21 protein-coding genes, 1 tRNA gene and 1 pseudogene are annotated in these 22,019 nt (G+C 48.3%); 15 read left to right on the top strand and 8 right to left on the bottom strand.

Features of this window, described 5'->3' with window-relative positions; translation table 11 throughout:
* Window positions 1–98 precede the first annotated feature (98 nt).
* The gene (locus G7083_RS01515; RefSeq protein ID WP_166013254.1) at window positions 99–1,313 is read right to left on the bottom strand and encodes a pyridoxal phosphate-dependent aminotransferase; all 1,215 of its coding nucleotides are present in this window, start codon (window positions 1,311–1,313) and stop codon (window positions 99–101) included.
* Between the two features lie 212 nt (window positions 1,314–1,525).
* Here G7083_RS01515 and G7083_RS01510 point away from each other — a divergent pair, with 212 nt between their 5' ends.
* The 7 genes from G7083_RS01510 to G7083_RS01480 all read left to right on the top strand — a co-directional run bounded on the left by G7083_RS01510 (window position 1,526) and on the right by G7083_RS01480 (window position 10,182).
* Window positions 1,526–2,830 (top strand): isochorismate synthase MenF, encoded by a 1,305-nt coding sequence (locus G7083_RS01510; protein ID WP_166013253.1) that lies wholly within the window; start codon window positions 1,526–1,528, stop codon window positions 2,828–2,830.
* Window positions 2,830–4,542, top strand: a complete 1,713-nt coding sequence (gene menD, locus G7083_RS01505; protein WP_166013252.1) for a 2-succinyl-5-enolpyruvyl-6-hydroxy-3-cyclohexene-1-carboxylic-acid synthase — start codon at window positions 2,830–2,832, stop codon at window positions 4,540–4,542. Before G7083_RS01510 ends, menD begins: the two co-directional genes overlap by 1 nt.
* On the top strand, window positions 4,532–5,323 hold the full coding sequence (menH, locus tag G7083_RS01500) for a 2-succinyl-6-hydroxy-2,4-cyclohexadiene-1-carboxylate synthase (RefSeq protein WP_166014969.1): 792 nt from the start codon (window positions 4,532–4,534) through the stop codon (window positions 5,321–5,323). Before menD ends, menH begins: the two co-directional genes overlap by 11 nt.
* Before the next feature lie 24 nt (window positions 5,324–5,347).
* Complete coding sequence (gene menB / locus G7083_RS01495; RefSeq protein ID WP_166013251.1) at window positions 5,348–6,214, top strand: 1,4-dihydroxy-2-naphthoyl-CoA synthase; 867 nt, start codon at window positions 5,348–5,350, stop codon at window positions 6,212–6,214.
* Window positions 6,215–6,359: 145 nt separating this feature from the next.
* Entirely contained in the window at window positions 6,360–7,358 is a 999-nt protein-coding gene (menC, locus tag G7083_RS01490; RefSeq protein WP_166013250.1) for an o-succinylbenzoate synthase, read from the top strand.
* The gene (menE, locus tag G7083_RS01485; protein WP_166013249.1) at window positions 7,334–8,767 is read left to right on the top strand and encodes an o-succinylbenzoate--CoA ligase; all 1,434 of its coding nucleotides are present in this window, start codon (window positions 7,334–7,336) and stop codon (window positions 8,765–8,767) included. Before menC ends, menE begins: the two co-directional genes overlap by 25 nt.
* Window positions 8,768–8,913: 146 nt before the next feature.
* On the top strand, window positions 8,914–10,182 hold the full coding sequence (locus G7083_RS01480) for a hemolysin family protein (RefSeq protein ID WP_166013248.1): 1,269 nt from the start codon (window positions 8,914–8,916) through the stop codon (window positions 10,180–10,182).
* Here the strand turns inward: G7083_RS01480 and G7083_RS01475 are convergent.
* Together G7083_RS01475 and G7083_RS01470 are read right to left on the bottom strand one after the other, a co-directional pair.
* Window positions 10,179–12,050 carry an MFS transporter gene (locus tag G7083_RS01475; protein ID WP_166013247.1) on the bottom strand — a complete coding sequence of 624 codons (1,872 nt, stop codon included), beginning with the start codon at window positions 12,048–12,050 and terminating at the stop codon, window positions 10,179–10,181. The genes G7083_RS01480 and G7083_RS01475 overlap by 4 nt on opposite strands.
* Window positions 12,051–12,063: 13 nt before the next feature.
* Window positions 12,064–12,654 (bottom strand): TetR-like C-terminal domain-containing protein, encoded by a 591-nt coding sequence (locus G7083_RS01470; protein ID WP_166013246.1) that lies wholly within the window; start codon window positions 12,652–12,654, stop codon window positions 12,064–12,066.
* A gap of 192 nt (window positions 12,655–12,846) precedes the next feature.
* Here G7083_RS01470 and G7083_RS01465 point away from each other — a divergent pair, with 192 nt between their 5' ends.
* The gene (locus G7083_RS01465; protein ID WP_166013245.1) at window positions 12,847–13,722 is read left to right on the top strand and encodes a Tim44 domain-containing protein; all 876 of its coding nucleotides are present in this window, start codon (window positions 12,847–12,849) and stop codon (window positions 13,720–13,722) included.
* Window positions 13,723–13,863: 141 nt separating this feature from the next.
* On the top strand, window positions 13,864–14,181 hold the full coding sequence (locus G7083_RS01460; RefSeq protein ID WP_166013244.1) for a DUF1244 domain-containing protein: 318 nt from the start codon (window positions 13,864–13,866) through the stop codon (window positions 14,179–14,181).
* 75 nt (window positions 14,182–14,256) lie between these two features.
* Here G7083_RS01460 and G7083_RS01455 read toward each other — a convergent pair whose 3' ends face one another.
* The 4 genes from G7083_RS01455 to minC form a co-directional block, all read right to left on the bottom strand.
* Window positions 14,257–14,742 (bottom strand): copper resistance protein NlpE N-terminal domain-containing protein, encoded by a 486-nt coding sequence (locus G7083_RS01455; protein ID WP_206212101.1) that lies wholly within the window; start codon window positions 14,740–14,742, stop codon window positions 14,257–14,259.
* Between the two features lie 293 nt (window positions 14,743–15,035).
* Window positions 15,036–15,299 carry a cell division topological specificity factor MinE gene (minE, locus tag G7083_RS01450; RefSeq protein WP_166013242.1) on the bottom strand — a complete coding sequence of 88 codons (264 nt, stop codon included), beginning with the start codon at window positions 15,297–15,299 and terminating at the stop codon, window positions 15,036–15,038.
* Between the two features lie 4 nt (window positions 15,300–15,303).
* Window positions 15,304–16,116 (bottom strand): septum site-determining protein MinD, encoded by an 813-nt coding sequence (minD, locus tag G7083_RS01445; protein ID WP_166013241.1) that lies wholly within the window; start codon window positions 16,114–16,116, stop codon window positions 15,304–15,306.
* 27 nt (window positions 16,117–16,143) lie between these two features.
* Entirely contained in the window at window positions 16,144–16,806 is a 663-nt protein-coding gene (gene minC, locus G7083_RS01440) for a septum site-determining protein MinC (protein WP_166013240.1), read from the bottom strand.
* Window positions 16,807–17,006: 200 nt separating this feature from the next.
* Between minC and G7083_RS01435 the strand changes: the two genes are divergently transcribed.
* Together G7083_RS01435 and G7083_RS01430 are read left to right on the top strand one after the other, a co-directional pair.
* Entirely contained in the window at window positions 17,007–17,285 is a 279-nt protein-coding gene (locus G7083_RS01435; RefSeq protein ID WP_166013239.1) for a YcgL domain-containing protein, read from the top strand.
* Between the two features lie 25 nt (window positions 17,286–17,310).
* A pseudogene (locus G7083_RS01430) lies at window positions 17,311–18,293 on the top strand (lytic murein transglycosylase).
* A gap of 86 nt (window positions 18,294–18,379) precedes the next feature.
* Here G7083_RS01430 and folD read toward each other — a convergent pair.
* Complete coding sequence (folD, locus tag G7083_RS01425; protein ID WP_166013238.1) at window positions 18,380–19,240, bottom strand: bifunctional methylenetetrahydrofolate dehydrogenase/methenyltetrahydrofolate cyclohydrolase FolD; 861 nt, start codon at window positions 19,238–19,240, stop codon at window positions 18,380–18,382.
* A 202-nt stretch (window positions 19,241–19,442) separates the two neighbouring features.
* Here folD and G7083_RS01420 point away from each other — a divergent pair.
* The 4 genes from G7083_RS01420 (at window position 19,443) to arsJ (ending at window position 21,966) form a co-directional block, all read left to right on the top strand.
* Window positions 19,443–19,519 (top strand) — tRNA-Arg (locus tag G7083_RS01420).
* Window positions 19,520–19,756: 237 nt separating this feature from the next.
* Complete coding sequence (locus G7083_RS01415) at window positions 19,757–20,146, top strand: metalloregulator ArsR/SmtB family transcription factor (protein WP_166014968.1); 390 nt, start codon at window positions 19,757–19,759, stop codon at window positions 20,144–20,146.
* Window positions 20,147–20,192: 46 nt separating this feature from the next.
* Complete coding sequence (locus G7083_RS01410) at window positions 20,193–20,687, top strand: cyclin-dependent kinase inhibitor 3 family protein (protein WP_166013237.1); 495 nt, start codon at window positions 20,193–20,195, stop codon at window positions 20,685–20,687.
* Window positions 20,688–20,736: 49 nt separating this feature from the next.
* The gene (arsJ, locus tag G7083_RS01405) at window positions 20,737–21,966 is read left to right on the top strand and encodes an organoarsenical effux MFS transporter ArsJ (protein ID WP_166013236.1); all 1,230 of its coding nucleotides are present in this window, start codon (window positions 20,737–20,739) and stop codon (window positions 21,964–21,966) included.
* The last annotated feature ends 53 nt before the right edge of the window (window positions 21,967–22,019 follow it).

Raw genomic sequence — 22,019 nt, 5'->3', positions numbered from 1 at the left:
CAAAAATACAGGCTCTGTTCAGTGTACTGATACAGAGCCTGTTTTGCCTAGCTAAAACCGGAAGCAGTTGAGTTATCTGCTTGCGGTGGCAACATCGCTTATTGGCGGTAGTTGGTAATAAAGCGCTCGAAACGGCCAATCGCAATTTCGAGATCTTCAACGTGTGGCAGGGTGACGATCCTGAAGTGATCGGGTCGTGGCCAGTTAAAGCCGGAGCCTTGTACCAACAGTACTTTTTCTTGTATTAAGAAATCGAGCACCATTTTTTGATCATCTTTAATCGGGTACATCTTTAGATCAATTTTCGGGAACAGATACATTGCACCTTTTGGCTTAACGCAAGAGATACCCGGGATTTGGTTGATCAGTTCCCAAGCGCGATCGCGCTGCTCTAGCAAACGGCCACCGGGCAATATCAGCTCATTGATACTCTGATAGCCGCCGAGCGCGGTTTGAATCGCGTGTTGCATTGGCACATTGGCACATAACCGCATCGACGACAGCATATCTAAGCCAGCAATATAGCCTTGCGCGTGCTGTTTGGGGCCGGTCAGAAACATCCAGCCGCCACGGAAACCACATACCCGATACGCTTTTGATAGTCCATTGAAGGTTACGACCATCACATCGTCGGTTAAGGTCGCCACCGAGGTGTGTACCGCGCCGTCATACAGCACTTTGTCATAAATTTCATCGGCAAAAATGATCAGCTTATGTTGGCGAGCAATCTCAATGATCTCCAACAGGAAATCACGGCTATACACTGCACCGGTTGGGTTATTGGGGTTGATCAGTACAATGCCGCGAGTTTTTTTGGTGATTTTGCTGCGAATATCATCCAGATCCGGATACCAATCCGCCTGTTCGTCACAGATATAGTGCACGGCGGTACCGCCAGACAAAGCCACTGCCGCAGTCCATAATGGGTAATCTGGTGCCGGGACCAGCATTTCGTCGCCATTATTGAGCAAAGCTTGCATCGCCATCACGATCAGCTCAGAAGCGCCGTTGCCGATGTAGACATCTTCGACATCCAAACTGCGGATGCCTTTTTTCTGGTAGTGCTGCACTACGGCTTTACGGGCGGAGTAAATGCCTTTTGAATCACAGTAACCTTGTGAAGTGGGTAAGTTGCGGATCACATCGACTAGGATCTCGTCTGGGGCATCGAAACCAAATGGGGCTGGGTTGCCGATATTCAATTTCAGTATTTTCTGCCCCTCTTCTTCCATGCGCTTAGCATGTTTAAGTACTGGTCCTCGAATGTCATAGCAGACATTATCGAGTTTTGACGACATCCCGATATTTTGCATTGTGATTTTCCTGAAAATAATCTGTTCTCTTGTCCAAACTACACTAACTTGCCATTTTTTAGAATAAAAATCTAAGTAGGTCACAATTTAACACGCAACACTAGGTTGACCGGATCACTTGCGCTAGGAAAAGATACCCCATAACCTTGATTTCATAAGGCTCTCTCAATAGAGTAGCCACTGTTTACCGAATCTCCCTCTACGAGGTCGCTTTGTTGCATTTTTATCAGGCCGTTGCTCAATTGATGGAGCAAATCCGAGGCGCGAAGGATCATACTGTTCGTTTCACTCAGCGTTTGGCAGAAAAGCCACCTTTTTCGCTGATTGATTGGCTGGACGCTCAGCCGATTTTCCCTAAATTTTATTGGCAATCGCGTGATACCCGTGAAGAAGTGGTCGCGTTAGGTCAAGTGTATACCTTTACCGATCCCGCTCCGGCTTATGCGATGTTGGGGGAACAGCAGCGCGTGTGGGGAGGCCGTTCATTTGATGGTCATACGGCGAAAAATCCTCATGCGATGGCTGGATTTTTCTTTTTGCCACAAATTGAATTAACCCGCTTGGATTCGCAGTGGTCATTGGCGGTCAATTTGAACCATCAACCACAGCGCACTTTGCATGCGCTGCAAAAACTGCAGCAACAGGTACCGATTTTAGCACCGATCACCGCTCAAGTGCCGACGCTCGAACATACGCCGAACGCCAATCAATGGCAGGTATTGGTTGAAAAAGCGCTGGCAGGTATTGCCGATCAGCAGTTTAAAAAAGTGGTGTTGGCACGCAAAACCACGCTGAATTTAAGCGCGCCAATTAGTGCGGCACAACTGCTGAAAGCCAGCCATGCGCATAATCACCATAGCTTTCATTTTTTACTGGCAGTGGATCCTGAACACGGCTTTATGGGTTCAACCCCTGAGCGGCTTTATCTGCGCCAAGGACGAAGTTTACAGACGGAAGCGTTGGCAGGCACGATTGGTCGTGGCATGGATGCCGAGCAAGATCATCAACTGGCAGACTGGTTGACTCATGATGGGAAAAACCTCAATGAAAATCAGTTGGTGGTGGACGATATTATCGCCAGTTTAACGCCTCATGCTGAGCACATTGCCAGCCAACGTGACGCGCAACTGGTGCAATTGCGTAAAGTGCAGCATTTGAAAAAACACATCGATGTTCAGTTAAAATCGGGCGTTAACGGCGTACAATTGTTGGCTGCCTTGCAACCCACCGCAGCGGTAGCCGGTCTGCCGCGTGCCAGTGCTTTGGCGTTTATTGCCAATCACGAACCCTTTGCCCGAGGCTGGTATGCCGGCTCGATGGGCTATTTTAGTCATGCTCAAGCTGAATTTTGTGTCGCGATCCGCAGTGCACTAGTGACCGAAAATCAGTTGCAACTTTATGCGGGGGCGGGGATTGTACCTGGCTCGGTCGCGCAGCATGAATGGCAAGAATTAGATAAAAAGCTGGCGACTTTGCTGAGTTTGATCAGCGATCATTTACCGGTGGAGATCGCTTAATGGAGCACGATCAAGCGTTATTGAATCGACTTTGGTGTCGAGTGTTATTAGAAGAGTTAAGCCGCTTAGGCGTGACGCAAGTGTGTATTGCTCCCGGCTCACGTTCAACGCCGCTGACATTGGAAGCCAATGCTCACTCGGCTTTTACCTTGCATACTCATTATGATGAGCGCGGTTTAGGCTTTCTGGCGCTTGGTCTCGCCAAAGCCAGCCAGCAACCGGTAGCGGTGATTGTCACGTCCGGCACGGCGGTGGCCAATCTCCTGCCCGCGCTTGCCGAGTCTAAACTGACTGGCGAGCGTTTAGTTGTACTGACCGCGGATCGCCCGCCGGAACTGGTGGATTGTGGCGCCAATCAAGCGATTGTGCAGTCAGGCATTTTCTCTTCGCACGTCACTGCCGCACTCGAGTTGCCGAGCCCGGCGGTGCACCATCCACTGCCTTGGTTACTGACCTCGATTGATCACCTGCTGGCACAGCAAGCGCGATTGGGTGGTAGTGTGCATATCAATTGCCCTTTCCCCGAACCGCTCTATTCCAATGGCGATGAAGCACTTTACCAATCTTATTTACACAGCGTGCAGCGTTGGTCCCAACAAGCGCACCCTTATACGCAGATCCAAGTTCCATCGGCGGCGAGTGTGCCGGCCTCGATCGAGGGCTTTCAAGGCAAAGGCGTGGTGATTGTCGGTTCGCTTACTTTAGATGAAGCGCAAGCTGCGCAGCGTTTTGCTAAAGCGCTGGGCTGGCCGTTGCTGTGTGATCCACAATCGGGGATCAGCAGTGAATGGGCTCATTTTGATTTGTGGCTGCAAAACCCTAATGCGCGTCAGCAGCTTAGCCAGTGTCAATTGGTGGTGCAATTTGGCGCGCGGATCGTCTCGAAACGCCTAAGCCAATGGTTAGCCGCTTGGTGCGCGCAAGGCACTGGCGAGTATCATTACATCTCCCCGCAAATCGCCCGCAATAATCCATACCATGCCATGCAGCAACAGTGGCAGTGTGACATTCCGGTGTGGGTTGATGCGCTGCTCAGTAAACGGTTGGTCGGACAAAATACTCAGCAAGGCTGGGCCAATGGCTTGATTGATTACGCACGCTCCGTGCGCCAGCTAGCCCAGTTACATTTCTCGGCCGCGGGATTAAGTGAGGTGGCGTTGGCGCTGGATTTAACCGAGCGCGCCGTGGATGCAGATCTATTTTTAGGCAATAGCCTGATTGTGCGTTTAGTCGATATGTTAAGTGCGGTCAATCAGCGTCAGGTCTTTTCTAATCGTGGTGCTTCGGGAATTGATGGTTTGGTGGCAACCGCGGCAGGTGTGCAGCGTGCGCGCCAGCAACCTTTGCTGATACTGATTGGTGATACCTCACTCTTGTATGATCTCAATTCGTTAGCTTTGCTGCGCCAGCCGCCACAACCGGCGGTGATTGTGGTGACCAATAACGATGGCGGGGCTATTTTTGATCTACTGCCGGTGCCGAGTGAGCAGCGTGCGGCGCTATATCAAATGCCGCATGGGATGAATTTTGCGCATGCAGCGCAGCAGTTTGGTCTCGCTTACCACGCAGCGCAAACCTTGGAGCATTACCAAACCTTGGTTGAAGAGCATTTGGCACAAGGCTCGGGCACCTTGTTGATCGAGGTTAAAACGCCGCCACAGCAAGCTTCGCTGCACATTAAGCAACTGAGTGCGCAAATTGATGCTCTGTAGTCGGTTACACTTTACCAAACCGAGCGTCTCAACGCCGCTCGTGGTGTTGGTACATGGTTTGCTCGGTAGTGGTGCCGATTGGCAGCCGCTGTTGGCACATTTAGCGAAGGTGAATTGCGCAGTGCTGACACTGGATTTACCCGGGCATGGCGCTAATCCAGCCTTACACTGTGATGATTTTTACCAAGCGACGGCGCTTATCGCACGTACCGTGCAAGCCCAAGTCACCGATGAGGTGCCGGTGATATTGGTCGGCTATTCACTTGGTGGTCGGCTGATCATGCATGGATTGGCGCAAGGGAGTTTTGCATCGCTCAATTTGTGCGGTGCGATCATCGAAGCCGGTCATTTTGGACTCACTGAGCAGATCGAAAAAATGACGCGCTGGCAGCATGATCGAAAGTGGGCACAGCGTTTTACTCAGCAACCGATTGAACATGTGCTGAGCGATTGGTATCAACAAGTGGTATTTAGTTCACTAAATGCTGCGCAAAGACAAACTTTAATTACCCAGCGCAGTGCTAATCTTGGTGCCTCAGTAGCACATATGTTACTGGCGACAAGTTTGGCTAAGCAGCCTGATTTGTTGCCAGCCTTACAAGCACTCAGCTTGCCAATCCACTATGTGTTTGGTGAGCGTGATAGTAAATTTCAGCAACTCGCCGAGAGTAGCGGGTTAAGTTACAGTCAGGTAGCGCAGGCGGGGCATAATGTCCATCATGAACAGCCGCAAGCGTTGGCTGCGATGATACAAGCGATGATCCACTCAAGCTGCAATTGAGTGATAACCACAATGGGAACCTCCATGGCTAAAACGATAGGTATTTCTGAACAAGAACTCTACGCTCCAGTGCTTTGGCAAGATTGCACTGGTGATTATCAAGATATTTATTATCACAAATCACAAGATGGGATTGCCAAAATCACCATCGCTAGACCTCAAGTACGTAATGCGTTTCGTCCCGTGACCGTGAAAGAGATGATCCACGCGCTGAGTGATGCCCGCTATGATGAGCAAGTTGGAGTGATCATTCTCACCGGTTTAGGCGAAGAGGCTTTCTGCTCTGGTGGCGATCAGAAAATCCGTGGCGATTACGGCGGTTACCGTGATGATTCAGGTACTCACCATCTCAACGTGTTGGATTTCCAACGCCAAATCCGCACCTGTCCAAAACCGGTGATAGCTGCCGTTGCGGGTTGGGCGGTAGGTGGCGGCCATGTGCTGCATATGATGTGTGATCTGACCATTGCCGCTGACAACGCTCAATTTGGCCAAACTGGGCCGAAAGTCGGCTCTTTTGATGGTGGCTGGGGCGCATCCTACATGGCACGGATTGTGGGTCAGAAAAAAGCGCGCGAAATCTGGTTCTTATGCCGTTTCTACAATGCACAAGAAGCGTTGGATATGGGGCTGGTCAATACTGTGGTACCTGTGGCTGAGTTGGAAAAAGAAACCGTGCGTTGGTGCCGTGAAGTGCTACAACATAGCCCCATGGCGCTGCGCTGCTTGAAAGCGGCACTCAATGCCGATTGCGATGGTCAAGCCGGTCTGCAAGAGCTGGCTGGTAACGCGACCATGCTGTTTTATATGACCGAAGAGGGGCAAGAGGGACGTAACGCGTTTAACGAAAAACGCCGCCCTGACTTTAACAAATTCCCGCGTAACCCTTAATCACACGGCGGCATAGTGGTATAGCGGTATCGTGCCACACTGGTATGAGATTATTTGCTCTGTGATTAGACGATAAGCCGAGAGGGTGCTCAATGGTCAGTAACCCTCGGCTTATTTTGTCGTTTTGGATAAGGAAGCGCTTCGCATGCGTCATGCAACCCTCTATCGTTACCAACTGCCGATGGATAGCGGCGTCATTCTTCGCAATGAGAAACTGACTCAGCGTGAAGGTCTTATTGTTGAACTGTGTGAAAACGGTCGCACAGCTCGTGGTGAAATCGCACCATTACCGGGCTTTAGCCTTGAAACCTTGGCACAGGCAGAGGCTCAAGCACAAACCCTGCTTGAGTTGTGGGTCGATCGGCAAACTATCGATTGGGATGCGCAGTATCCATCGGTGGCTTGTGGGCTTTCAATGGCGCAATACCAGCTGGATCAAGCGCTGCCGATGCAAGGTAATTATCATGTTGCGCCGCTGTGTAGTGGCGATCCGGATGAACTGCTGCCTGTGCTGAATAATTTGCCGGGTCAGAAAGTCGCTAAAGTTAAAGTTGGCCTGTATGAGCCGATCCGTGACGGTATGTTAGTCAATCTATTCTTGGAATCGATGCCGGATTTAACTCTGCGCTTAGATGCCAATCGAGCTTGGACTCCCGCGAAAGCGCTCAAGTTCGCACAATACATCGCTCCCTCTTTGCGCAGCCGTATCGCGTTTTTGGAAGAGCCGTGTCAGTCTCCCAGTGACAGCATTGCCTTTGCGATGGATACCGGGATTGCGATTGCGTGGGATGAAACCTTGCAACAAGCGGTACGGGATGCGGATTTTGTGTTGGATGATCTACTCGGTGCTAAAACGCTGGTGATCAAGCCAACCTTGATTGGCTCGGTGTATCGAGTTGCCGCTTTGGTGACAAAAGCCAAAGCGCTGGGTTTGCAAGCGGTGATCAGCTCTAGTTTGGAATCTAGTTTAGGGTTGAACCTATTGGCACGTTTGGCGCAGCAATTGCTGCCTGATCAAGTGCCCGGACTAGATACGATTGGACTATTCCGAGCGCAATTAGAAACCCCTTGGCCCGCTAGCCAATTGCCGGTGGTGGCACTACAAGATCAAGCAGTGGTATGGCGCGCGCAATCAACCCAGTAAATCACCTGTGGCAAGCATGGCTTGAGCGCGATCCACAACAGATTGCGCTCGAGCATGCTGAGCATGCGTTGTCATGGCAAATGCTGGATAGTCAGGTTGGGCATTATGCCAATGCGCTGCGTGAGCAAGGCGTGCAACCGAGAGAGGTGGTGACGCTGGTTGGCAAAAATCATCTGCACAGTGTGTTGTGGTTCTTAGCTTGCACGCAAGTTGGCGCATTATGTGCTTTTCTCGCCCCGCAGCCTTTGGCTCGTTTACAGCAAAAATTATCCACCCTCTATGCTGAGCAAAGTGCCAAGCATCTTTGGTTGGCTCCTTCTTGCGCGCTGAGTGCCGAAGAGGTGAAGCCGCTGGCGCCTTATTTACTCAGTTTGCCCGATCCGCAGTGTGGATCCGTGCATGGTGAGCCAGCCTCTCGCCCATTCAGTGCCGCAACCTTGGCGACCTTAATTTTCACCTCTGGCTCGACAGGTGTTGCTAAAGCGGTGGCCCATACTCATCAACAGCATCTTGCTTCCGCACAGGGTTTATTGGCGGATTTTGCCTTTAGCCAAGCGGATAATTGGTTGTTAAGCTTACCTTTGTACCATATCTCAGGTGTGGCAATTATTTATCGCTGGCTAGCGGTAGGGGCTAGGCTCAAGATCGGCACCGGAGATCTGGAGCGCGATATGCTTGGGGTGACTCACGCTTCATTAGTGCCCACGCAATTAAAACGTCTGTTAGACTGGGGACAACCGCTCGATTTGCAGCGGGTGCTACTCGGTGGCAGCCATATTCCGTTAGCGTTAGCGGAGGCTGCAGCTCAGCGTGGTATTGATACTTGGCTCGGTTATGGTATGACCGAGGCAGCCTCGACCGTGACTGCGAAACGTGTTGATGGCGTGGTGGGCAATGGTCAGCGATTGGCTGGGCGTGAGCTGCACATAATCAATGGGCGAATTTTTATCGCAGGGCAGACGCTGGCTGCTGGCTACTATCAGCAAGGAGATCTGCGGCCTCTCACCGATCGACAAGGTTGGTTTGATAGTCAAGATCTTGGACATTGGCAGGAAAATAACCTGGTGATTGATGGCCGCGCGGACAATTTGTTTATCTCCGGTGGCGAGAATATTCACTGTGAAGAGATTGAAGCGGTGTTAACTCAGCACCCACAAGTACAAGTGGCGATTGTAGTGCCAGTTCAAGATGATGAATATGGTGCACGTCCGGTGGCGGTGATCTACACAGAACAAGCTTGGGATCAAGCTCAAGGTGATGATTGCTGCCACGGCAAACTCGAAAAATTCAAATGGCCTATTGGGTACTTTGCGATGCCCGAGGCGCTGCTAGATGGTAGCATTAAAGTTTCACGTGCCGCGGTTAAAGCATGGCTAGCGGTAGATCAGCCTAATCTGACGGTGCTTTAAGTTGGTACTATTGGCTGGCTAAAGGAAGCGTTAATACGATCTTGTTATGGTAGAGAGAGTATCGTTGCTTGCTGAACGGATAAATTTTTATGCTAGGGGCTAGCGTGATGGCGAGAAAATGGTGGCGTACAAGGAAGTAACTAGCGATGCAGATACTATTTTTGATTGGATTGATTGTATTAAATGGCCTGTTTGCCATGTCAGAAATTGCTTTGGTCGCAGCAAAGACCAATCGATTGAAACGGTTAGCGGAAAAACATCCAGCGGCTAAAATTGCCCTTGATCTTAAACACACGCCAACCCGTTTTTTATCAACCATTCAAATTGGTATTACGGCGATTGGTTTATTGAGTGGCATTGTTGGAGAAGCGGTATTATCGGTGCCTTTAGCACAACAGATGGTGCTCTGGGGCATACAGGCCGATCAAGCTAATGTATTTTCTACCACAATCGTGATCATTGGGATGACTTATTTTGCGATTGTAGTTGGAGAGCTGGTTCCCAAACGTTTTGCTCAATCTCAGGCAGAAAATATTGCCGTATTAGTCGCATGGCCGATTTATTGGCTGTCAAAATTAACGCGTCCATTTGTGATATTGCTCTCTTGGTCGACAGAAGTTGTGCTGAAATTGCTCGGACAAAAACATCAACATGACCTTGTCACCGAAGATGATATCCATGCCATTGTACGTGAAGGTTCTGAATCTGGTGTGATAGAGCAAGGTGAGCAGGAGATGATACGTAATATTCTGCAGTTAGATGATCGCTTGGTCAGTTCAATGATGACGCCACGAGGTAAGATTGCCTTCATCGATATTGATCAACCAGTCGAGCAGCTCACTCACAGTCTCCGTTCGATCAAACACAGTACCTTTCCAATATGCCAAGGCAATATCGACCAAATTGTCGGCACGCTGTCAGCTAAAGTCTTATTAAAACAAGCCGATCAATTGAGTGCGCAAGTCGTTTTGAGCTTATGCCAAACGCCGGTATATATTCCTGAATCTATGCGTGGCCTTCGTTTGCTAAGCTATTTCCGCGAGTCTGGTATCGAAATGGCGTTTATTGTCGATGAATATGGTTATATTCAAGGCTTGGTGACTCTGCACGATATTTTGGAAGCGATTGCTGGTGAATTATCCAATGACCCCACTTACCGATGGGCTACGCCGCAAGAAAATGGATGGATATTTGATGGATTGATTCCGATCAGTGAATTAAAAAATCGGCTCGATTTAGTGCACATTGAGGGCGAAGATAAAGGGCTACATACCCTCAATGGCTTACTTACTTGGCATTTGGGACGTTTGCCTGAGCAAGGTGAGATGATTGATTGTCAACAATGGCGCTTTGAAGTGCTTATGGTTGAAGATAACCGAGTGCTGAGTGTTAAAGCTACGTCACTGGATACTTAACGCCAATCACCGCGTAACTCGGCAACCAGTTGTTGCATCTTCGCGGCAGTTGCTTGCTGCGGAGCTACGGGTTCTCCCGCTTCAATTTCTAAGCGCGCGCGGAAGCGACGCGGCACGCCTTGGCAGGCTCGGCCTTTATAACGGCTGAAATAGCTTCCCCATACCCCTTTGATGGCTAACGGGATCACTGGCGCTGGGCTACGTTGCACTATCAGATCTAAACCGCGCATAAAGGGGCGAATTTCGCCATCTGCGCTTAAATGGCCTTCTGGGAAAATGCACACCAACTGGCCAGTAGTGAGCGCCTGTTCGATTTGATTGAAAGCACCTCGCAATGAAGCACGATTATTGGCTGAAATAGGGATCACCCCTGCGCGGTTTAAAAACCGTTTGAGGAGTGGCCAATTCGCGTACTCTTCTTGCATCACAAAGCGGATTAAGCGCGGACAAGCGGCACTCAACAGCAGGGCATCTAAATAACTGACATGGTTACATACCAACAGTGCGCCACCTTGCTCGGGGATCACCTGCATATTTTTATAACGTACGCGATACAGAACATGCGAGGCAATCCACAGCAAAAAGCGCACACTAATAATCGGTAGTTGGCGCAACATGGCCAACGCCACCATGCTATTAGCTACGGCAAGTAAAGCAAACAGTTGTGGAATAGTCAGTGCCAATATCGAAAGGCAGACTACACCGAGCAGCGCACTGCCGACCATAAACAGCGAGTTATAGATATTTAACGCCGCAATAATTTGCGCTCGCTCGGTCGCTTTGGCCCGTTGTTGCAGCATGGCATATAAGGGGACGATAAAGATCCCACCGCACACGCCAATCAATAGCAGATAAGTAAAAATTGGCCATAATCCGGCATAAGCCACAAAATCACTCAAGGTGGTAAAGTGCGGAAGATTGTTTGGGATTGCGCTCGCCATCAGGTAGCCAAACAGGCTCATGCCCAAACTACCGAGCGGCACGATGCCCAATTCAATACGATGTCCAGAAAGCTTATCGCAAGCCAGTGAACCCAGCGCAATCCCAATCGAGAATAAAGCCAGCAGGAAAGAGACCGCCGCTTCATTGCCGTGCAAATAGAGGCGAGTGAAATTCGGGAATTGGGTTAGATAAACTGCTCCGAGTAACCAAAACCAACTGATGGCCATAATGGCTTGAAAAATGGCGCGATCACGCTGAGCTATCTGCAGGGTTTGTTTGGTATGGGTCAGTGGTTGCCAGCGAAAATCGAGATCAGGCGCACTGGCTGGTGCCAGTGGAATGCTGCGGCTGGCCAGATAACCGAGTAGCGCAAACAGCACAATCGCGGCTGCGGCTAAATAGCGGGCTTGCTCCGCAGAGGCGAGAATACCTGCGCCTACCGTACCGAGTAAGATAGCGAGAAAGGTGCCGGTTTCAACCAAAGCATTGCCCGGAACTAACTCTTCGGCGCGTAAATGCTGGGGCAGCAATGCGTATTTGACCGGGCCAAAAAAGGCCGATTGAGTGCCCATTAAAAACAGCAGTAACAATAAGATGAGATAGTTTTGCGTCACCAAGCCAATCGCACCACCGAGCATAATCGCAATTTCCAGCAATTTGACCTGACGAATATAGCGTGATTTTTCTAGCTTATCGGCCAGAACCCCTGCGCTGGCGGAAAATAGAAAAAACGGCAAAATAAATAACCCAGCGGCCAGATTGATAAACAGATCACTGGAGATCGGTAAGGCTTGCGTGCCAGCAAACGCGACCAGCAGTAACAATACATTTTTGAAAATATTGTCGTTAAATGCGCCAAGAAACTGCGTGATGAAATAGGGTAAGAAACGGCGATCAGTTAAGAGCGCGCTGGTTAAATTAGCCATAGTGTGTCAAGCATTACCAGTTAGCGAGATAGTGATTGAGCAGATTATCAATCAACGCACGGCCATCCATCGGTTGATTAGCAAAAAATTTATCATCCACACTCAGCATGGTGATGCCGTGTACTCCGGCCCAAAGCACTCGGCTGGCTTGCAGTACTTCTTGCTCGGAACGCAATGGCGCTAACACTCGCAATAATTCTTCTAACATATTGGTCATATTATCGATGCGTTGTGCTTGCCATTCAGGCAGCGCCTCACCATTCATATTGTGTTCAAAAATCAGTTGCCAACGATAAGGGTTATGCTTGGCAAAATTATGGTAGCAATAAGCCAGTTGATAGAGGGCGTCTTTCGGATAGGGGGTAGATTTGAGCGCTTGTTGTGCTTGCTGTGCCAGTTCATCTAAGGTTTGCGCGACCACATGCAGCAGCAGTAGGTTGTAGTTACCAAACACGTTAACCAATGTGCTTGGTACATAGCCAATCATCGTGGCGACCTTACGCAAGCTCAGTTCATGATAGGAGTGCGTATCGAGAAACTGTTTGACGCTCTCTAGGGTGAGAGCCACCAGCTCTTCTCGGGTGTGATCGTTTCGTCTTGCCATGATGTGGATTCAATAATGAACAATGTTCGATAGTCTAATCATCCCCTTAACTAGCGTCAACGAATCGATTTGCAATATTCTGATACATGTCGATAAATGCAAAACATTTCCATCGTGAGATGAACTGGCTATAGTGACCCAGTAAAGATAGATAAGCTCAAAGCCCCATAACATCGATCCCTAAGGAAGTGTATGAAACGTTTGTTTTCGCTTATTGCGTTAATCATGGTTTCGGTTGCGGTAACCCCGATTGCTGAGGCCAAAAAGTTCGGCGGTGGTAAATCGTTTGGTAACAAGAGTTACAAAACCGCTCCGGCACCGAAACAGCAGCAACAAAGAAACGATACTTTAAAAAAAGATGCCACCAATCCTGCTGGTTCAGCCAAAAAAGGCTTGATGGGCGGTTTGCTCGGCGGCTTGCTGGCTGGTGGTTTACTGGCCGCATTCTTTGGTGGTGCATTTGAAGGTATCCAGTTTATGGATATCCTGATCATGGGGCTAATTGCTTTCGTGATCTTTAAATTGATGCGTGGGTTGTTGGCCTCTAAGCAGGGCAGCATGAATCAGTCTCAACCACAACCGGCTTTTGGCGGTATGCAGCGTACCCCATTTGAGCAATCGAATGTACACAACTTTGAACAGCCTCAAACGGTGTCTGGCGGTTTTGGCAGCGATGCGCAAAGCGAAGTTCCTCACAACTACCCAACTGGTTTTGATCGGGTTGCCTTTGTGAATGGGGCGCGTGAGCATTACCGTATTTTGCAAGGGGCATGGAACCATAACCAGCTTGAGACTATTCGTGAATATGTATCGCCAAGCTTGTTTGAAGATCTTAAAGCGGAGCGCGCAAACTACCCTGGTGAACAACATACTGATGTGATGTATGTGGATGCAGAAATTGTGCGTGCCGATTACGATGCTAACCGCGCCCATTTAAGCCTACAGTTTAGTGGCCGTTATCGCGATGCGGTAGAAGGGATTGAAGAGAATATTGATGATGTATGGCACTTAGAGCGCGATTTAACTGAGCCAAATGCGCCTTGGTTGATCGTTGGTATCCAAGGTTAATCTGCCACCATTAAGCTTGTGTAACGCACCCAGCATCGCTGGGTGTTTTTTTATGAGCAGAGTGAGATGGCTGCACTCACTGCAATAGTGGTGCATTGGGTATATACTCGCAGGTCTGTAAAGTAGCGCAAGGAGATCAACGTGGCACAATTCAAACATCAACAACTTAGCCAAAGCGAGCAAGATCAACTGGATGCAGCGGTTTTTCGTCAACTGTTGCAACACCTTGATCAACATAAAGATGTGCAGAATATCGATTTAATGATTCTGGCCGGTTTTTGCCGTAACTGCCTGTGTAAATGGTACGCGGCAGAGGCGGATAAGCAGGGGTTAGCGTTGAGTATCGATGATGCGCGTGAGCGGGTGTATGGTATGACTTACGATGAATGGAAAACCAATCATCAGCCGCCCGCGACCGCAGAGCAATTAGCGGCTTTTGCGGCTAAAAATGCGCAATAAACTGGGTTAAAAACAAAACGCGCCAACAGATGTGGCGCGTTTTTTGTGCTCAATGATCAAGCGTTAGCGTGATGCTTATTGTCGGTTAAGCACATAGAATCCAGCAAGGTCGCCATCAATTTGTTGGCCATGCATATCCAGATGAGTAAGAGTATTTTCGCCGACCAGATATTGTCTGCCAGTTTGTTCGCCAGATCGTAGGATCACGATACTGCCTGTTTCATCCCATGCAAAAGTGCCTTGTGATACTAAAGGCTGGCCTTCTTTATCGAGATAGTTTTCACTCAGCTTATAGGTGCCATCTTCGTTAAGGGTCAGCTCGGTTTCAATGCCTCCACAATCTGCACAAGGTAAAGTTCCTTGATAGCTACCAGCCCAGTCAAGGCTATTTTGTGCATTATGCGCCGCATCAATCGCTTCGGTTGCAGATTCCGTCATTGACTGCTCCGCAGGTTCAGCCACGTCAACCACCGGTTCGACTTCCACTTTGGCTGGTTGGTTATCACATCCAACCAGAAGGATAGCCAGTGCACTTAGAGCAAAAATACTTTTTTTCATCATAAATCCTTGATTAATAAATGTTGACCATCATCAACTTAGTCGCGATGAACCGACGTCACTATGAACTTACGCTGTTAAGTTTAAGTTAAACGCGGGTCATTTTAGCGACAAGTTGTGTTTGTTCTAACCGAATAAAACTCAAATATTCCCAATAGATAATAAATCTTTATTTTATGCCTACTTACCGTCGTCGCAACCGAGTCGCGGTACTCACTGACAGGTCAAGCTGCTACGCCAAGTGGTTTCAGTATAGTTAAAAAAAACCCTCAATGTTGAGGGTCTTTATAAATCAGCTATTTTTCATCATCAGGTAAGGTAACGTTGAGTTCAAGGACTGAAATATCATCGTCCTTATGCTCAAAAGAGAGTTCGACCATTGAAGGGTCAACCGCGACATATTTGGCAATCACTTGCAAAATATCCGCTTTTAGCTGTGGTAAGTAGCTAGGCGCAGGATCATCTTGGCTACGACGTTCGGCAACAATGATCTGCAAACGCTCTTTGGCAACGCAGGCCGAAGTTTTCTTCTGTGGGCGGAAAAATTCCAGCAATGACATCGGATTAGCCTCCAAATAAGCGTTTGAAAATACCTTTCTTCGCTTCAGTTAGAAAACGAAATTCAACTTGTTCACCGAGTAGGCGTGTCACGGTATCTTGGTACGCTTGACCGGCATCGGATTGCTCATCAAAAATAACTGGCACCCCTTTATTAGAGGCATTCAGTACCGCTTGGCTCTCTGGGATCACCCCGAGTAGTGGTACATGCAGGATCTCTTCAACATCTTGTACGCTGAGCATTTCACCCTGAGTTACCCGAGTTGGATTGTAGCGAGTGAGCAGTAGGTGTTGCTTAATCGCCGCTTGACCTTGTTCGGCCCGCAAAGACTTAGAATCGAGAATGCCGAGGATACGGTCAGAATCGCGTACCGATGAGACTTCTGGATTGGTGGTGACAATCGCTTCGTCAGCATAATAAAGAGCCATCAAAGCGCCTTGCTCAATACCCGCAGGGGAGTCGCAAATGATGAAATCAAACGCCATCTCCTTAAGTTCATTGAGCACACGTTGTACGCCATCTTTGGTCAGCGCATCTTTATCACGGGTCTGCGAAGCGGGCAAAATGAATAAATTTTCATTGCGTTTATCTTTAATTAACGCCTGATTTAGGGTGGCTTCACCGTTGATGACATTGACAAAGTCATACACCACTCGGCGCTCACAGCCCATGATCAAATCGAGATTGCGCAGACCGATATCAAAATCGATCACTGCGGTTTTTTTGCCTCGCAGCGCGAGACCAGAAGCAATTGCAGCACTGGAGGTGGTTTTGCCAACCCCGCCTTTTCCTGACGTGACGACAATAATACGTGACATGTTATGGTTTCCTTTCAATCTTAAATCTTAAATCGTGAGCGTTTCGAGGTGAAGTGACTCGTCAGTCATACTGAGCATCACTCTCTGTTGCCAAAACTGACCCTCAATTTGATCGCTTAGCCAATAATGACCAGCAATCGAAATCAGTTCTGCTTGCAAATCATGACAAATAATTCGTGCTGCGGTTTGCCCACTGGCTCCTGCAATTGCTCGGCCACGTAAGGTTCCGTAAATATGGATTGAGCCATCGGCAATCACTTCTGCTCCCGCACTGACATGGCTTAAAATCACTAAGTCGCTATCTTTGGCGTAGATCTGTTGCCCTGAGCGCACCGGCGTACTGACCACTTTGGTTGGGGTTAGCTCAATCGGAGCTTGAATGGCAGAGTTGGTGGCACTCATCACCGCAAAGCCTGCCGCAGCGGCTAGATTTTGGCTGCGTTTATCTTTACACCCAGTAATACCGACTGGAATTAAGCCTGCGTGAGTGATGCCTTGTTTTAAAGCCGGATAATCCAGATCTGCGGTGACTTTTGCCACATTAATCACCACTGGCGCATTAGCAAAAAAAGCCGGAGCTTGCGCGACCTTTTCTCGCAAAAATTGTACCGTGTGTGCAATTTGGTGGTCTGAAAGGTGTAATACCGACAAAGTAAAGCTACTACCTTTCAGGTCAGGGGTTTTCGACATCGTCAGGTTGACCTCAAGAAACTCTATGCTTTGCAGAGAGAGCATTGGCTGGGAACAGGGCTGTCATGTTATATTCAGTGCTAAAACACGGCAAGTTATCTTGCGGTGAAATAAGTGATTTGGCATCAACTTTGGTCAAAGTTAATTGAATTTAAGATCAAAGGCCCTAATCGGGCGCACATCTAATCAAAAGGTTTGTCATGCTTTGTTCGATTTATAAAAGTGCCAAAAAAGAAGGCGCTTATCTGTATATTCCCAAACGGGACGATTTTTCACAGGTTCCTGACACCTTACGGCAGATGTTTGGTAAACCTATCTTTGTGATGCTGGTGAATTTAGAGCAGCGTCAACTTGCGCAGGTGAGTGTGGAGAACGTCAAGCAGTCACTGCAGACTCAGGGATTCTTCCTACAATTACCGCCTCCTGCGGAAAATATACTTGAGCAATATAAGGAGCGCCAAGCGCACTCAAATACTTGATTAAAGATCGCTCAAGGAGGGCATCTTGAAAAAATTATTATCGATAGTATTGGGCTTGGCTTTGTCAGCACCACTACACGCCAGTGAAGTCAGCACCGAAGTTAGTTTTGAACGTTATATCGAAAGCTTAAAACAGCAAGCTCGGCAACAAGGTATTTCCGAACGCATTATCCAACAAGCGTTTAGTGATGTTGAATATCGACCTCGTGCGGTGGTTGCTGATAAAAATCAACCTGAAAAAAAACTCACCTTGGATGAGTACATTCCACGGGCAGTGCCTGAGTGGAAAGTAAAACAGGCTCAGGCTTTGTATCAAAAGCACTATGCAGAACTGCAGAAGATTGGCCAGCAGTACGGTGTGCAACCGCGTTTTATTGTCGCATTGTGGGGGTTGAGAGTAATTTCGGTGCATTAACCGGTAATTTTAAGGTGATTGATGCTTTATCAACACTGGCTTATGAAGGTCGTCGTGAAGAGTTTTTCCGCAAAGAAACCATGGCAGCATTGCAGATCCTCGAACAAGGTCATATTGATCCCGCCGCGATGAAAGGCTCTTGGGCGGGAGCGATGGGGCAGTGTCAATTTATGCCTAGCTCATTTTTGAATTTTGCCGCCGACGGTAATGGCGATGGCAAAAAAGATATTTGGGGCACCCGCTCGGACGTATTTGCGTCCACCGCCAACTATCTCAGTCAATCCGGTTGGGATGATAAATATACCTGGGGACGTCAAGTAAAAATTCCGCAAGGTTTTGACCGTAACCTAGAAGGTCGTCAGCCTGAAAAAGGCAAAACTTTGCAGCAGTGGAGCAAGCTCGGAGTGACGCGTTATGATGGTAAGCCATTGCCCAAACTGACTGACGATATTCAAGCTTGGTTGATCATGCCGGATGATGAAGCGGGGCGTATTTATCTGGTCTACAACAACTACCATGTGCTGATGAAATGGAACCGTTCACATTACTTCGCGCTTGCGGTGAGCCATTTAGCTGATCGGATTAAGTTTTAAACATGAGCTGGCATTCTTGAAGTTCTTCACTAGAATGCCAGCTATAGTCACTGCTAACGCTCAATTATTCGTGTCGCAATAATTTTTTAATCATCGGTATGGAATTGTTCGCACGCGAGTAAGGTATTCTCAATCAAACTGGCCACTGTCATTGGGCCAACGCCGCCTGGAACTGGAGTAATGAAACTGGCATGGCTGCGTGCAACCTCATATTCCACATCGCCAACTAATTTGCCGTTCGCAAGACGGTTGATACCAACATCGATCACGACCGCACCGGGTTTAATCCACGCACCGGGAATAAAGTTCGCTTTACCGACCGCTACCACTAAAAGATCGGCTTGACGTACGTGACTTTCAAGATCTTGAGTAAAACGATGACAAGTGGTGGTGGTACAGCCGGCTAACAGTAGCTCAAGCGTCATTGGGCGGCCGACAATATTAGAGGCACCAACAATCACCGCATGTTTACCATGCAGTGGAATATGGTAGCGCTCCAGCAGCGTGATAATGCCTTTTGGGGTGCAAGAGCGAAGTTTGGGGATCCGCTGTGCTAAGCGACCCACATTGTACGGGTGGAAGCCATCAACATCTTTTTGAGGATCAATACGTTCCAGTACCTTGGTGGTATCAATGCCTGCTGGTAAAGGAAGTTGCACCAAAATGCCATCGATCTGTGGATCATGATTGAGTTCATCGATCAGCGCCAATAATTCTGTTTCATGAGTGCTGGTCGGGAGATCGTAAGATTTAGAGATAAAGCCGACTTCTTCGCAAGCACGGCGCTTACTGCCGACATAAACTTGTGATGCGGGATCTTCGCCGACCAATACCACTGCGAGGCCAGGAGCGCGCAATCCCGCTTGAATGCGGGCTTTAACGCGGGCTGCAACTTCTGAGCGCACGGTTTGCGAGATCAGCGTTCCATCAATATTTTGAGCAGTCATGACTTTCCTTATAGAGATTGAGGCGAGATTTTTGGTGCGCATTGTGGCAGATATTTTTGATTACATCCAGAAGCAAACGTTTGCCTTGTGGTGTTTTTCAACAACTCAAGACCAGGTGGTAAAATATTGCTCATTTGAAACAGAAAGTTAGATAAAGGCGTTGATCTAGGCGGTTTAACTCGTATAATCCTCACCCTGTAGTGCGCCCTTAGCTCAGTTGGATAGAGCACGTGCCTTCTAAGCATGTGGTCACAGGTTCGAATCCTGTAGGGCGTGCCATTTATTTCGACCCCTAGCAAAGTCAAAGCTTGCTAGGGGTTTTTCTTTTCTCTCTATCTCGCACTTGTCTTATTCTCCTTTACCGATCACTCTTTTCTTCCTAGTTATGAGCAACGTTAAGCCATTTTGGTCCCCTATGTTTTGTCCTGTGAATTTTCTATGACATCTGATGTTAGCGATAGACAGACCTAAATAGTCAATTTAATATATATGGTAATTCACATGTGGGCATATCATATGTTTCCTCATCAGTTTTTTAAGCTACTGGCAGATGAAACACGTGTGCGTTGTTTATTGATGATCGCTCGTGAAGAAAAAGTCTGTGTTGCTGAGTTAACTCACGCTCTTAATGAAACCCAACCGAAAATTTCACGTCATTTGGCGTTGCTGCGTGTAAGTGGTGTGGTGGTGGATACCCGTCAAGGACAGTGGGTCTTTTATCGTTTATCGGATCAATTGCCTGGCTGGATGAAAAAACAGATCCAAGGTTTGGTTGAATCGGATTGTCTTAAACGTGAATATCAGGCAGATATTCTGCGTATATCTGAGATGCAATCTCGCCCAACGTGTTGTATTTCAGAGACCGAGCAAACAACAGGGCAAGTAAATCGGCGAAGAGATACTTAGCGCCGATCTGGTGCGTAAAGTCGGTTTAGCATAAAGGAGCAGAACAATGACACACCCTACATGGGAACTGCCAGTGGCAGATAATCATGCCGCTTTAGTATTAACCCCTTGTCCGGGGACTAAACAACTTGGGCTGGTTGAAAGTATTGAACAACTGAAAGCGCAAGGGGTGGTCGTGGTGGTCACAGCCTTAAGCCATCAAGAGATGCAGGCCAAAGGGGTTGGTGATTTGCCGCAAGTGGTTGAGCAAATGGGTTTGCAATGGTTCCATGCACCCATTGAAGATGATTGTGCGCCGGATGCTGGGTTTCAAGCAGATTGGCAATCTATCTCTCCAGCGTTACATCAAGCGCTCGCTAACGGTGATAAAGTTGCCTTGCACTGTATGGGAGGCTCGGGTCGTACGGGTTTACTTGCCGCGCATTTATTGTTGGAGAAAGGGTGGGATCTGGCCGAGATTATCACTCAAGTGCAGTCATTAAGGCCGGGCGCATTTACCAAAGAGGTGCAACTTGAATACATCAAACAGGTTAATCAATAACTGCCTTTAAGAGCTGCCTTTGGTGGCTCTTTTGCTAAAAGAGTGATTTATGCTATCGCAATGCAATCAAAATGTGCGCCAGTATATGCTGGTGACCTTTAATTATTGGAATTTTACGGTTACCGATGGCGCACTACGGATGTTGGTCGTGCTCTATTTTTACGATTTAGGTTATTCCGCGTTACAAATTGCGTCACTGTTTTTGTTTTACGAATTTTTTGGAGTGGTTACTAACTTGGTGGGGGGATGGCTTGGGGCGCGTCTTGGTTTGAATCGCACCATGAATATCGGTCTTGGTATGCAAATCATGGCGCTTATCATGCTTGCCGCTCCCGCTGGCTGGTTGTCGATTGCATGGGTGATGACGGCGCAAGCACTCTCAGGGATTGCCAAAGATCTGAATAAGATGAGTGCCAAAAGCGCGATTAAAAGCCTAGTACCGGATAATGCACAAGGTGCGCTTTACCAATGGATCGCCATCCTCACTGGTTCGAAAAATGCCCTGAAAGGGGCGGGGTTTTTCATCGGTGGCGCGCTGCTTACCTTGATCGGTTTTCAGTATGCGGTTGCGGCTATGGCTGGTGTGTTACTTTTGGTGTTTATTGGCAGCGTGTTAAGCCTTAAATCGGATCTGGGCAAAGCGAAAAATAAGCCAAAGTTTGCCGAAATTTTTTCTAAGTCGGCTCGTGTGAATATATTATCTGCGGCGCGTCTGTTTTTGTTTGGTGCACGTGATGTATGGTTTGTGATTGCGCTTCCGATCTATCTGGCTACGGTATTTGGTTGGAGCCATAGCGCAGTAGGCGGTTTTTTGGCCTTATGGGTGATAGGCTACGGTGTTGTGCAAGGTATCGCCCCTAAGATCACCGGCAGTCAATCGAACCACGTGCCGGATGGTCAAGCGGCGATCAAGTGGGCTTTCTTGCTGTCATTAGTGACGGCCGGGATTGCGTATAGCGTTCAGCAGCAATGGTACCCAGAAATGGTGATCATCGTCGGCTTATTGAGTTTTGGTGCGGTATTTGCTGTCAATTCATCACTGCACTCTTATTTGATTGTCCGCTACGCCAAAAGTGATGGAGTGTCACTGGATGTTGGTTTCTATTACATGGCGAATGCGATGGGGCGTTTGATTGGCACTATCTTGTCTGGATGGGTGTTTCAAAGATCGGGATTGGCAGCTTGCTTGTGGGTTTCGTTTGCTTTTTTAGCTCTGACGACATTGATTTCGTTTTGGTTGCCAAGGGGCACCGAATCTAAACGGGTACAAAATGAATAGCGATAAATGAAATAATGGTAGGAAGAGAAGTGTGGCACCAAATAATTATGGTG

This window comes from Vibrio sp. HDW18 (assembly GCF_011306175.1).
GTDB lineage: Bacteria > Pseudomonadota > Gammaproteobacteria > Enterobacterales > Vibrionaceae > Vibrio > Vibrio chanodichtyis.
Note: the sequence above shows the minus strand (reverse complement) of the source record. Positions and strands in the feature narration are given on the sequence as shown.